This is a genomic window from Vibrio sp. 10N.261.55.F4, from assembly GCF_041470465.1.
Classification (GTDB): domain Bacteria; phylum Pseudomonadota; class Gammaproteobacteria; order Enterobacterales; family Vibrionaceae; genus Vibrio; species Vibrio crassostreae_C.
Genome location: NZ_JBFRMM010000037.1, coordinates 1 through 12510 on the forward strand (window position 1 = coordinate 1; position 12510 = coordinate 12510).

The 12510-nt window shown below is 45.6% G+C and carries 11 protein-coding genes; 6 read left to right on the forward strand and 5 right to left on the reverse strand.

The annotated features are described in order from the left end of the window. Nucleotides 1–625: 625 nt before the first annotated feature. From AB4249_RS17360 to rlmM, 4 genes are read left to right on the forward strand one after another with little or no spacing between them, the layout of a single operon-like run. Complete coding sequence (locus AB4249_RS17360) at nucleotides 626–1534, forward strand: transcriptional regulator GcvA (protein ID WP_012604639.1); 909 nt, start codon at nucleotides 626–628, stop codon at nucleotides 1532–1534. Further along, nucleotides 1527–2150 (forward strand): alpha/beta fold hydrolase, encoded by a 624-nt coding sequence (locus AB4249_RS17365; protein WP_372104144.1) that lies wholly within the window; start codon nucleotides 1527–1529, stop codon nucleotides 2148–2150. The genes AB4249_RS17360 and AB4249_RS17365 overlap by 8 nt, the downstream gene beginning before the upstream one ends. After that, a complete protein-coding gene (locus tag AB4249_RS17370) occupies nucleotides 2140–2538 on the forward strand; it encodes a DUF423 domain-containing protein (protein WP_102319950.1) in 399 nt (132 codons plus the stop codon). Before AB4249_RS17365 ends, AB4249_RS17370 begins: the two co-directional genes overlap by 11 nt. Next, on the forward strand, nucleotides 2535–3626 hold the full coding sequence (rlmM, locus tag AB4249_RS17375) for a 23S rRNA (cytidine(2498)-2'-O)-methyltransferase RlmM (protein WP_017070491.1): 1092 nt from the start codon (nucleotides 2535–2537) through the stop codon (nucleotides 3624–3626). Before AB4249_RS17370 ends, rlmM begins: the two co-directional genes overlap by 4 nt. 80 nt (nucleotides 3627–3706) lie before the next feature. On the opposite strand, the gene xni is transcribed toward rlmM, so the two are convergent. The 5 genes from xni to queF form a co-directional block, all read right to left on the reverse strand. Next, a complete protein-coding gene (xni, locus tag AB4249_RS17380; protein ID WP_017069498.1) occupies nucleotides 3707–4480 on the reverse strand; it encodes a flap endonuclease Xni in 774 nt (257 codons plus the stop codon). A 93-nt stretch (nucleotides 4481–4573) separates the two neighbouring features. Continuing rightward, the gene (gene ppnN / locus AB4249_RS17385; RefSeq protein WP_372083585.1) at nucleotides 4574–5938 is read right to left on the reverse strand and encodes a nucleotide 5'-monophosphate nucleosidase PpnN; all 1365 of its coding nucleotides are present in this window, start codon (nucleotides 5936–5938) and stop codon (nucleotides 4574–4576) included. Between the two features lie 243 nt (nucleotides 5939–6181). Beyond that, complete coding sequence (locus tag AB4249_RS17390) at nucleotides 6182–7747, reverse strand: GGDEF domain-containing protein (RefSeq protein ID WP_017069497.1); 1566 nt, start codon at nucleotides 7745–7747, stop codon at nucleotides 6182–6184. 118 nt (nucleotides 7748–7865) lie between these two features. Next, complete coding sequence (locus tag AB4249_RS17395) at nucleotides 7866–10124, reverse strand: tetratricopeptide repeat protein (protein WP_017071997.1); 2259 nt, start codon at nucleotides 10122–10124, stop codon at nucleotides 7866–7868. 58 nt (nucleotides 10125–10182) lie between these two features. After that, complete coding sequence (gene queF / locus AB4249_RS17400) at nucleotides 10183–11028, reverse strand: NADPH-dependent 7-cyano-7-deazaguanine reductase QueF (protein ID WP_017060768.1); 846 nt, start codon at nucleotides 11026–11028, stop codon at nucleotides 10183–10185. 131 nt (nucleotides 11029–11159) lie between these two features. Between queF and syd the strand changes: the two genes are divergently transcribed. After that, nucleotides 11160–11705, forward strand: a complete 546-nt coding sequence (gene syd, locus AB4249_RS17405; protein ID WP_050633962.1) for a SecY-interacting protein — start codon at nucleotides 11160–11162, stop codon at nucleotides 11703–11705. A 4-nt stretch (nucleotides 11706–11709) separates the two neighbouring features. After that, complete coding sequence (locus AB4249_RS17410; RefSeq protein WP_017060766.1) at nucleotides 11710–12486, forward strand: Zn-ribbon-containing protein; 777 nt, start codon at nucleotides 11710–11712, stop codon at nucleotides 12484–12486. The last annotated feature ends 24 nt before the right edge of the window (nucleotides 12487–12510 follow it).

Below are 12510 nucleotides of genomic sequence, written 5' to 3' on the forward strand. Positions count from 1 at the left end.
CCGCGATGAACCTTTTTTATTTTCTATTGTGAATGATTTACAGTAGTCAGACAGAGGCGTGAGTTTGGGCGTGCTATCGTCATGCTCAGCTTTGAAATTTTTGATTGATAGAAAGAGTGTGTTCTAAACGGGTTTATAAGTACCGAAGAAGTGTGAGTATCTTGAAGTATTCTGTTACTTTTTAGTGCAACTCAATGGTGCTATTTGTATGTGTTCAGTTGATTATTTGAGTGGGTGTCTGATTCTGTGATTGGCGATGAAAAATAATAAAGATTAATTAGCACAGCTATTGATAAACTTGTTGTTACATTTCTTTGCACATAAAAAAACACCGCCCATAAGGCGGTGTAAACAAATTTGACAGACAGGTCAAAATAAATACAGGAAGTACATGCCTCGTTTCAGTATAAACTGCAACAAAACATTTGGTAGAACTCTACCCAACTCGAAAAGAACGAGTTTGCAAACACAACATCGCAGGAGCTAAGCCAATTGATTCTAGAGAGAATCAAGCCGTTCAGGCTAGCTGCTGCGGGATGAAATATAGAATTTCTCTGGCTGCTAGGCAATGGACAAATTATAATGTTTCAGATAAAAAAAACTAATGCTTATTTAGAGAGTAACTATGTCTCGTCGATTACCCCCATTAAACTCACTAAGAGTGTTTGAAGCTGCAGCTCGACACTTGAGTTTTACGCGTGCTGCAGAAGAGTTGTTTGTTACTCAAGCGGCAGTCAGTCATCAGATCAAAGCGCTTGAAGAATTCTTATCTTTGAAGCTGTTTCGCCGAAGAAACCGCTCTTTGCTGCTAACTGAAGAAGGTCAAAGCTACTTCTTAGATATCAAAGATATTTTCACATCACTAGCAGAAGCGACAGACAAAGTGCTGGAGCGAAGTGAGAAGGGCGCATTGACCATCAGTTTACCGCCGAGTTTTGCTATTCAATGGTTGGTACCAAGGCTCGCTGACTTTAATCAGCAAGAGCCTGATATTGATGTAAGAATCAAAGCCGTTGATATGGATGAAGGCTCGCTAACCGATGATGTAGACGTCGCTATCTATTATGGCCGAGGTAATTGGTCGGGGCTTAGAGCCGATAAGCTTTACCAAGAATACTTGATCCCTCTTTGCTCACCTTCCGTGCTGCTAGGAGTAAAACCATTAGAATCTCTCAGTGATTTAGCATGTCATACGCTATTGCATGATACTTCTCGAAAGGATTGGAAACAGTTCGCTAAGCAAAATGGCATCGATGGGGTAAACGTTAATCACGGCCCTATCTTCAGTCACTCAACCATGGTGCTGCAGGCAGCGGCTCACGGCCAGGGCATTGCTCTGGGTAACAACGTGTTGGCGCAGCCTGAAATCGAAGCGGGTCGTTTGATTGCGCCTTTTGATGAAGTGTTGGTGAGTAAGAACGCCTTCTATGTGGTTTGTCATGAGAAACAAGCCGACATGGGTCGTATTGCTACCTTCCGCGACTGGATGCTAGCGAAAGCGCAAAGTGAACAAGAGGACTTACTCGATGAATAACGTCATCATTGATGGTGAAGACAATCCCATCACCTTTATCTTTGCCCATGGTGCTGGCGCAGGCATGGAGCATGAGTTCATGCAGTCGGTAGCCAAAGGGTTAGCCTTTAAAGGGATGCGAGTGATTCGTTTCAACTTCCCTTACATGATTAAACGTGCTGAAGATGGTAAGCGTCGTCCACCTGACAGAGCGCCTAAGCTACTTGAAGCCTATCAAGAGATTATTGAGCAGGTTGATGCCGATAAGCTTGTGATTGGTGGTAAGTCGATGGGAGGGCGTATGGCGAGCCATTTGTCTGAACTTGATAAGGTGGCCGCAATGGCGTGTTTAGGCTTTCCTTTCCACCCACCAGGTAAACCCGAGAAATACAAAGGTGAGCATCTGGCTGAGTTAGCAAAGCCATGCCTCATTTTACAAGGTGAGCGCGATACCTTTGGTAAGCGTGAAGAGTTTGCTGATTTTGATCTGTCTGATTCTATTCGTGTTGAATTTATTCCCGATGGCGACCACAGCTTTAAACCTCGTAAGAGTTCTGGTTACACCGAGCAGCAGAATATTGCGTTAACCGTTGAGAAGTTATCAGCGTTTATCAAAGAGGTACTCAATGAGAAGTAAGTATTTACTCACGTTTGCTGGCATCTCTGGTGCGGTTGCTGTGATGCTTGGCGCCTTTGCAGCTCACGGTTTGAAAGCTATCTTGTCTGAATATCTGCTAGGCGTGTTTGAGACGGGTGTTCAGTACCAATTTATCCATACTCTAGCGATATTGGCGTGTGGCGCTCTGCTGCAGATGAAACTTGGCGCTAAATCACAAAAATATTTTTTCATTGCGGCAATTTGCTTTATCATCGGCATCCTTTGTTTTAGTGGCAGCCTTTATGGCTTGGCACTGACAGGAATAAAATGGTTTGGCCCTATCACTCCGTTTGGTGGTCTACTATTTATCATTGGTTGGGGAGTCTTCTCCTTCGCTGCTTTGAATATAAAAGAGGTAACTCAGTGAAACACGTACTACTTTATTGTCGCTCTGGTTTTGAAAAAGAATGTGCTGGCGAAATTCAAGACAAGGCAACACAACTGGAAGTGTTTGGTTTTCCTCGCCTAAAGAACAATACAGGTTTTGTATTGTTTGAATGTTACCAAGCAGGTGAAGCGGACAAGTTGATCAAAGAGATCGATTTCCAATCACTGATCTTTGCTCGTCAAATGTTGGCAGTGGCTGTTGAAATTAAAGACCTGCCAACCGATGACCGTATTTCTCCAATTCTTGAGGCGCTTTCTGAGAAAGAAGGTTTCCCTCGTTGTGGTGATATCCGTATTGAAACGCCAGATACTAACGAAGCAAAAGAGCTTTTGAAGTTCTGCCGTAAATTTACCGTGCCGATGCGTCAAGCGATGCGTGGTAAAGGCCTGATGACAGCGAAAGATAACGCTAAGAAGCCTGTGCTTCATTTATGCTTCATCGCTCCGGGCCACTGTTTTGTTGGTTACTCTTACCCAACGAACAACTCCCAGTTCTTTATGGGTATCCCTCGTCTGAAGTTCCCATCAGATGCGCCAAGCCGTTCTACATTGAAGCTAGAAGAAGCATTCCACGTATTCATCCCTCGTGATGAGTGGGACGAGCGTTTAGCTCCAGGTATGTGGGGTGTTGATTTAGGTGCATGTCCAGGTGGTTGGACTTACCAATTGGTTAAGCGCTCGATGTTCGTTCACTGTGTTGATAACGGCATGATGGCAGACAGCCTAATGGAAACAGGTCAAATTAAGCACCACATGGTGGATGGCTTTAAGTTTGAACCAGACCGTAAGAACGTAACTTGGATTATCTGTGACATGGTTGAGAAGCCAGCTCGTGTTGCTCACCTTATGGGTGAGTGGATCATCAAAGGCTGGGCGAAAGAAGCACTGTTCAACCTTAAACTGCCTATGAAAGGCCGTTACGATGAAGTACTGCAAGATATCGAGAACCTAAAAGTGTTCCTGATTGAGAACAAAGTGAAGTTTAAGATGCAGGCTAAGCACCTTTACCACGATCGCGAAGAGATCACGGTTCATATTCAGGCGCTTTCAAACATCTCACCGCACTAATATTTACGTTAGTGTGTCAGTGATAAAAAATGCTCCTTTAAGGGGCATTTTTTGTATCAATATTATCGAGTCACAGCGACTTAAGCGTTTGCTTCGTAACGAATATCTTGCAGGTTGAACCCTAAATCAATATCGGTTTTGAGTGCCGATACTTGCTTACATACACGAGCGGATTCGATGTGTTCGTCGAACTTCTTACGATATTTTTTCGGCAGATCTTCTGCTTGATAGGCCGCTTCGATATCTGGGTAAGTGGTCAATATCTCTTTGGCTGCTTTTGGCCCGATACCTGGGATGCCCGGTACTTGGCTTGAGCTTACGCCCGTTAATCCCCAGTAATCCGCCAGTTGTTCAGGTTTAACGCCAAACTCAGCTTCGATAAAGGGTTTATCTAACCAGCGGTGCTGGAAGTAATCTCGGATCTGAAGCGTTGGTGACAACAGTTGGCAGTAGCCCTTATCCGTCGAGACGATGGTGACGGTTTCTCCGTGGTCAGCCACTTTCTTTGCCAGTGTTGCGACGAGATCATCCGCTTCATCGCCATCAGACAGCAGTGAATCAATGCCTAACTCCCACCAAGCTTGTTGAATAGCATCAAGGCCTTTCATCAATGGTTCTGGCATCGGTTTACGATTCTGCTTATAAGCAGGAAGCACATCTGCGCGCCAGCCACGGTCTTGTAAATGGTGATCAAATACCGCGATGATGTGGGTGGGCTTTGATTCATTCAGAATCTTATTGAGAGTGCGAATTGTGGTGGTAATGGTTCTTGCTATATCGGTTGGATCCGGCTGAACAGAGTGCACGCGTCGGATGAGGTTTAAGGCATCGATAATAACAAGATGGATAGACATAAGTTTCCACTAAATAGGCAATAAAAAAGGGGCTGCTAGCCCCTTATAGTAACGTATCACTTGGTGAGTTGAAACGTTGGTAACGTAAACGCCTTAATCACGTGAGGCGATTTTATAGCAAGGCACGTAGTCGGTCCCTCCCGGTAACTTCATTCGATGTTGCTCAACAAAGTCATTCAGCAGTTGGTCCATCTTGGTCATTAGCTCTTTGTCGCCATCAATTAGGAATGGGCCGTGCTTCTCGATCTCCAGAATACCCTCTGCTTTGACGTTACCAGCCACAATGCCTGAGAACGCTTTACGTAAATTAGCGGCTAGGCTTTCTGTTTTTTGGTCCATATGAAGATCAAGCGCCGCCATAGATTCGTGTGTTGGGTCGAATGGCAGTTGGAACTCAGGCTCAATATGCAGTGACCAGTTGTAGCTGTAGGCATCACCGGTCTCTTTACGGTGAGAACGCACATCTGGCATCGCTTGTTTCATGATTTTCGCAGCGCGTGCTGGGTCATCAATCACGATCTCGTAATGTTTCTGCGCATCAGGCCCTAGAGTTTCCCCAATGAACTTATCGATTGAGCGGAAGTAAGCCTCACTCTCTTTCGAGCCCGTTAACACAATCGGCATTGGTTGTTCGGCGTTATTCGGGTGCATCATGATCCCTAAGATGTACAGCAGCTCTTCCGCCGTGCCGGGGCCGCCTGGGAAAATGATGATGCCATGCGCCATACGAACAAACGCCTCAAGACGCTTCTCAATATCTGGCATGATCACCAGTTCGTTCACGATTGGGTTTGGTGGCTCAGCCGCAATGATCGAAGGCTCGGTAAGCCCAAGATAACGATGATCGGTGTAACGCTGCTTCGCGTGACCAATGGCAGCCCCTTTCATTGGGCCTTCCATTGCACCCGGTCCACAACCGGTACAGATGTTCAGCTCACGTAGGCCCAGTTCATTACCCACTTCGCGAGTGTACTGGTATTCAGTGGCATTAATTGAGTGACCACCCCAACACACGATCAGGTTAGGCTCGATGCCCGGCGTAAGTGCGCCTGCATTCCTCAGAATACCAAATACGAGGTTGGTAATGTGAGTGGCATTAGTCAGGTTGAGCCTTTGGTTATCTGCGAGGTGCATGTTGACGTAAACAATGTCACGCAGCACTGAAAATAGGTGTTCTTGGATACCCTTGATGATCTCACCATCGACAAAGGCATGCTCTGGTGGGTTGCTCAGCTCGAGTTTGATACCACGCTCACGTCGCACTACCTCAACATCAAACGATTGATACTTGTCGAGTAGCTCTTTGGAGTTGTCGGTGTGGCTACCTGAGTTGAGTACCGCTAACGTACAGTTACGATACAGTTGGTATAGATCACTAGACGCGGTTTTCTTAAGACGCTCAACCTCAAGTTGAGAGAGTAAATCCATGCTACCGGCAGGGCTGATATGAGTGATCATAGTGCCTCCTTGTTGAAAAGAGCAGGGGACGTTGAAGTGACCCTCTGGCTCGAGAGTGAGAAGCAAACGTTGAAAGTGTTTGGTTAAAGGTAGGAGAGAGTTAACCAGACGAAACGGATACGACAGCGTTGCTTGCCATGAATGCTTGTTAAGCGAATGTTAATCATTAGCTTAGCAAACATTGAGGGAAATGGTATGTGATAAGTATTTGAAAAAATGAAATAAATTAAATCTAGGGCTGGCCTAGTGCCAAACAAGTTGGTTGGTACCGCGTTGTTTTGCTTTATTTAGAGTCTTATTGAGTCGCTCTAGCACTTCTTCAGGTGTATCTGACTCTTTAAACTGAGTACTTGCCGCGCATAAAGTGATCGTGATTTGCTGGTCACGGAATTTAAAGGGCAGGCGGCTTACTTGAGTTTGAATGTTCTGAATCACCTGATGGCAATATTCATCGGTTTGCTCTGGCAGCAATAACACAAACTCTTCACCTGAAAAACGTGCCACAGTATCGGTGGTGCCTGCTTCTTTGGTAATAGTTCTTGCGATGATCTTGAGTGCTTTGTCGCCCGCGGTGTAACCAAAGCTATCGTTAATTGCTTTGAAGTTGTCGATGTCGAGCAGTACTACGCGTAGCGAGTGTTGCGCGCGGATCCAGCGGCGATACTCAAGCTCTAAGCGATCAGTAAAGGCAGTGCGATTGTAAACCTTGGTTAGAGGATCAAGCAGCATACGCTGAGCCTGATCTTCCAAGCGCTTACGGTAATCTTGCGTCACTTCATAGAGTGAATCTAACTGAGTCTTTCCGTAACTCATTCTCTCTATCAGAGCTTGTTCTTTTTGCTCTGCGTGGTTCAGCCTTTCCGAAAGAGAGGCGATTTCACTGAGTAGCGGATTAATCGACAGCTTTAAACTATCAATATCTTTCGCTTTATCTACCGAGCTTTGGCTTCTAGTGACTAGTTCATTTAACTCAGAGTTTAGACCTTGTCGGTGCTCAAAGTAGCTCTGGCTCTGGTCGGCATTTTGGTCTGCCGTTTTGATGCTGGACGCTAAAGAAGAATTAAGCTGATCGATGAATTGTTCAGACTTCTTACGTTCTAGGTTGGTGCCTTCAATAACCAGTTTGAGGATCTGAAGTGTTAGCTCAAGTAGGTTTTGTGTGGAAACACCAAGCAGCAGCTTCGCTCGAATATCGGTAAGCAGATCACCCGATTCACCCTCGAAGTCGAGTTCAGTGATCAGATGTTGTAGTTCGTTTGATAGGTCGGAAAGGAGCTCTTGTTCCGGAGAGTGCGCAGCGTCAGCAAAATGGGTGCGTGAGTTATTCGCCATAATCTTTATGGCACGCTCATAAATACCGAGAAGTTTCATGGCGTGGTCGACTTTCTGACTGCCATTGCATTCGGAGAAGCTAAGTAAGTTTCGTAGGTCGCGTTTGAGCTGTGCTGGAAGGCCAGTTATGCGCTGCAGCGTTTCCCCACTGTGCTTAATGCTATCGTCCAGATACCCGTTCTGTTTATCCATAGCCAACGTTTTCTGCTTAAGCATCCTTTCTAATACTGCCAGTTTTGGGATCATTGAGCTAATGTCTTTTTGCTTTTCTAGCTCTTCCCTAAGGGCAATGAGGTTTTCATCTAAATGGCTGTTACTACCAACACATGCATCACTTAAAGACGTGACGATACGCTTTAGAACTTTCTGTTCTCTAATAAACTTGAACGAGGTGTCTCTTTGCGTCAAACGGACCTGCTCCAACTGAGATTTCAGCTGGTGGAGTTGCGCCTGAATGTCTTTTTCAAGAATGCCCATAGATGTATTTATTAGCGCCGCGTAGACCGATCTCGATCATTTTGATGAAATTCCGTTACATCGATAATAACAAAACTAAAAATAAGGTCACGACTTGCTGCTCTTAACCGCTCGCAAATCAGTCATCTTTTAGCATTTTTTTGATGTTGTCCTCATTCTGGTACGAGGATTGTATTTTTATTAACCCTTGATTAATCGCATGTTTACACGCTTCTCTTATGTTACCAGTTGCAAGGCTCGCTGCTGGTGCATTATCGATAGCTTTTAGATAGACCCATTGGCTACTGCGCTCTTTGAGACTGATCTCACGGGCGAGATTGGTCGACATCAACAATACGTCGAGCAGCTCTTGATCGTTAATTGCGGTGTAAGCGCGTGGCAAGAATGGGTAGTCAGCGATGCCCATACGGACCGTTCGGTTGATGTTTCGCTCTGTTTCGAAGTCATTCACCCAAGACTGAATCTTTCTGAACATGTCCTCAGGCGACAAATCACGGTCCGCGTTTGGCTCGATATAAAGCAGGTTCGCATCCGAGAAGTGGTAGACACGAGCTGGGCCTTCAAGCTTAGATTTTAGGAATTCACCGAAAGCGTCTTCCAGTTCTAAACCGGCTTTGTAACCGTTCTGCGTGTACATATTGCGTAAGAACGGTAAATCAATCATCACGAAGCGTAAGCGGTCGTTGAGTGGCTCATGAATCAATTCGCCAAGTTGCCACTGTTCGAAGGTCTGGCTGGTTTGTTCCAGCGAGTTAGAGAGCTTCGCATTGAGCATTCTTAAGTTCGGAAGCTTTGAACGTGAGTGCGTAAATAGGTCGGTGCGCAGTGAGTCCACTTCTTTGGCTAAGGTTTGAATGAGATAGCCACGGCGCAGAACAAAGAAGAACAAGACAATGCTGAACAGGAATAGGGCGAACGATATTTTTTGGAACTTACGATGCTCCAGTTTGTATTGCTCTAGCTCTTGCGCTTGGCCTGCGTAGTGCAGGGTTTGTTCGGCAAATTCTTTCTGTTGACGGAACGCGTCTTCGCCAACACGGTTGAGTTTTTGCTGCTCTAGAGAGACAAGGCTGTTGTATTGCTTGAGGTTTGCCAATGCTTGCTGTGGACGACCTGCCTGTTCATAACCCAAAGAAAGTAAGTAGTACGAGCGTTGTGAAAGGCGCATGTTCTCTATCTGGCGTGAGATCTCAAGTGCACGTGTCGCATGCTTTATCACGTCTTCGCTTTCTTGTAGGTGATACGCTAACCCTGCAGATAACAGTGCAGCACGGCCTTCCAGCTTTGGAATGTCGGTATATTCCAGCAGCTCAAGGGCACGGGTTAGGTACTGTTCTGCTAGAGGGTAGTTATAAAGGCGTAAGTAGGTCGCCGATAGACTTAGTCGGATATCAATGACTTGGTGGATATCTCGGTCAGTGCTTTCGTGATCAAGAACGTTGAAGAAGTGTACCAAGGCAAGGTTATATTTCCCTTGATAGAAGTACACATCCCCCATTTTCTTAAGCACTTGTGCTAAGACAGGCGAGTTTTCAAAGTTGTCATAGAAATCAGCGGCTTGAGATAGGTGTTCTAACGCTTTATCCAACACTTGGCGCTCAAAGAAAAGCTGCGCAAGTAGGCGGTTGACCTTGGCCAAACGTGAACTTAGATTACCCTCTACTGATTTCCAGTAGCCATACAACAACTCGGATAACGCGTGGTTGTACTCTTTGTGAGTCAGATAAAACTCGCCGACGGAGATATGGTAGTCGATGGTGACTTTTTCAGAGTAACGTTGATCGAGATAGGTTTTGGCTTCTTGATAGAACTTTTCGGCTTCATCGATCTTGTTGTCGTAAGAGGCGATGTCGGCTTTCAACATGATCAAGCGATAGGTAATGCCTTCCGTTAAGCGTAAGGTTTTATTCACCGACTCTAGATTTGTTTCAATGTTAGTGAGCTCTGATTTTGCTTTGGCTGATTTTCTATCACTCAGCCAAAGTAAGCGAACTTTTAGGATCTGAAGATCTATTTTTAGGTAATCAAGCTTATAGGTTTGCGCTAGCTCGGAGGCTTTGTCGATGTGCTGAATCGCAATACGCATATTGCCAAGGTTGTATTCCGCTTTGGCTAAGATCTTATACGCATCGATACTGCTGTTTGGTGTTCGAATCGAGGAGTCTGTCTCTTCGCGAGAAATAGCTGAAGGGCTTTTCTCGCGTTGATCAGAAAGGACACGCAGCGTTAGGTAGCTGTTGGCCATTTGTTTTGCTTGGCTCGGCTCGATCTCAACCAAATTATTGGCTTCATTGAGTAGCGCCGACGAATAAACCGACGCATTGACCGATGTGCTTAAGCTTAAAATAAATAGACTAACAACGTATAACCAACGCATTTCAATGTCCCTTTAAAGATTTGGTAGGTTCAAATAAGTGTGGGTGGTTCTCGCCTGATTATTGGCGAGCCATACGCTTATTGTGGCTTGGTCTATCTTGCTCTGTTGAACGGTATGGGTTGATATCCAGACCACCACGACGTGTGTAACGTGCGAACACAGTTAGCTTCGAAGGTGCACAGTATTTCATGATGTCAGTGAAGATACGCTCAACACATTGTTCGTGGAATTCATTGTGCTCACGGAAAGAAACTAAATAGCGTAGCAGAGCTTCACGGTCAATTTGCTTACCAGAATATGCGATCTCAACGCTGCCCCAATCCGGTTGATTGGTGATCAAACAGTTCGACTTCAATAGGTGGCTGTGCAGTGTTTCTTCAACGTCTTGTTCGCCAGCAGCGCCTTCAAGCAGCGACGCTTCAAAGTCGTAGCTAGTGATTTGGATGTCTTGGTTGTCGATACAGTCACCTTCCATCGTCACGATAGGTTGGTTAGTGTAGTCGGTTACTGAGTTTACATTCACAATCACCGTTTCGCCTGCACATGCCGACAAATCTTGGGTCAGGCGCTCGGTTACTTGATCCCAGTTTTCAAATTGAGTCTGGTTGTAGCTGTTCAGGTACAACTTGAAAGATTTTGATTCAATTAAATTTGGGCTGGTTGCTGGGATGAAAACTTCACCGACAGCCACTTGTGGTAGACCATTGGTGTTTAGCCACGAAAGCTCGTACATCGTCCAAATATCATGACCAACAAAAGGCAGCTCGCCGTTTAGCGCAAGATCATCGCGATTAAGGCTACGAGGCACTGGTTGCAATAAACTTGCATCGTATTGGTTAGAGTACTCAGTTTTTTGGCCAAGGGTTAAACCCGCTAGCTCTTTTGCGTCAGAATATTTGCTCATACTTTCGTTTCAAATTCGATTAGAATGGGGTCGATTTTACTGAATCCCCCTTACCCTGTCATTAAGTCATCGCTTAATCGGCGCGGAAAGGGCTCGGATTCTATTTATTATTTTGTGTTTAGGAGATTTTCATGACTCAACGTGCTCAAGACGCACTACTTTCTTTTAGTCAGCGATACGTTGACGCGTGGCAGCAGAAACACCAAAGCTTACCTCGTAATGAGGAGTTGGTGGACATCGTATCGCCATGCGTAGAAGAAAAGAGTGGCGATGCCGTGTTGTGGAAGCACTATCCACGTGAGCAATTCGCGGATTTCACCAACGTTGAAACCGGTATTGAGTTGACTCTGCATGAAGACATCAAAACTTTCTACGGCGCACAATTCAGCGCAGATATGAACGCAACTTTCGATGGTAACGAATTGACTCTGTTACAGATTTGGAGTGATGAAGACTTCGAATGCCTACAAGAAAACATTTTGGGTCACCTAGTAACTCAGCGTCGCTTGAAGCTAAAACCAACGGTTTTCATTGCCGCGACCGATGCTGAGCTGGATGTTATCTCTATCTGTAACCTAACGGGTAACGTGATTTTGGAGCGCTTAGGTACCAAAAATCGTGATGTGCTCGCCGAGACATTGGCAGAATTTTTAGAAAAGCTACAACCAGCGGTATAAATAGATGTACGTACTAGAACTTCAATTTGAGTGTTTTGATAACACAACGGTAAGCGCTGTCGACAAGGCGGTTAATGGCTTAATGGATGCACTTCGTTATAACGGACAAGTGTTAGGTCGTGAGTTCCCAATCGTGATGGGCGATGGTGAATTCTATGTTCGCGTTGTGTGCCCGGAGCAAGATAGCTTGCACCCGCGTAATCACTCAGACTTTGTGAAAGTGTGTTTTGATCGCTTGTCTAACGCGAGCCTACTAGCGCCTAAAATGCGTTTGCTAGGTCGAGATCTGAACTCAGAAGAAGTGGCAGAAGATGAAACACCAAGCTGGCAGGTGTTATACACGACATTCGTGCACACCTGTTCACCGCTGCGTAGTGGCGATAGCTTGCTACCAATCCCTTTGTATCGCAATCCACCTACCTTCAATGGCGACCATAAAGCCGTGTTGAAATGGCAGACCGAATGGCAAGCCTGTGATGAAGTACAAATGGGTGGTGGTTGTCGCGCGGAACATGCAACGCTAACCGAGATCAGTGACACGAAGAGTGTGCTGTTTAAACGCGGTTGGGGTCTAAGAGGGCGCATTGAGTATCTGACTAAGGTTCCAACCTACTACTACTTATACCGTGTCGGTGGGATCAGCCTGAAAGATGAAAAAGAGCGCAAATGCCCGCAATGTGGTGGTGAATGGCTGCTAGATGCGCCTATCCACGATATTTTCTATTTCAAGTGTGATGACTGCCGATTGGTGTCAAACATCTCTTGGGATCACCTGAAGTAATCGACTTTGTTTCGCTTAAATCTG

Coding starts and splice junctions, on each gene's coding strand:
- AB4249_RS17360 (WP_012604639.1), top strand. CDS start 626: ATGTCTCGTCGATTACCCCCATTAAACTCACTAAGAGTGTTTGAAGCT.
- AB4249_RS17365 (WP_372104144.1), top strand. CDS start 1,527: ATGAATAACGTCATCATTGATGGTGAAGACAATCCCATCACCTTTATC.
- AB4249_RS17370 (WP_102319950.1), top strand. CDS start 2,140: ATGAGAAGTAAGTATTTACTCACGTTTGCTGGCATCTCTGGTGCGGTT.
- xni (WP_017069498.1), bottom strand. CDS start 4,480: ATGTCTATCCATCTTGTTATTATCGATGCCTTAAACCTCATCCGACGC.
- ppnN (WP_372083585.1), bottom strand. CDS start 5,938: ATGATCACTCATATCAGCCCTGCCGGTAGCATGGATTTACTCTCTCAA.
- AB4249_RS17390 (WP_017069497.1), bottom strand. CDS start 7,747: ATGGGCATTCTTGAAAAAGACATTCAGGCGCAACTCCACCAGCTGAAA.
- AB4249_RS17395 (WP_017071997.1), bottom strand. CDS start 10,124: ATGCGTTGGTTATACGTTGTTAGTCTATTTATTTTAAGCTTAAGCACA.
- queF (WP_017060768.1), bottom strand. CDS start 11,028: ATGAGCAAATATTCTGACGCAAAAGAGCTAGCGGGTTTAACCCTTGGC.
- syd (WP_050633962.1), top strand. CDS start 11,160: ATGACTCAACGTGCTCAAGACGCACTACTTTCTTTTAGTCAGCGATAC.
- AB4249_RS17410 (WP_017060766.1), top strand. CDS start 11,710: ATGTACGTACTAGAACTTCAATTTGAGTGTTTTGATAACACAACGGTA.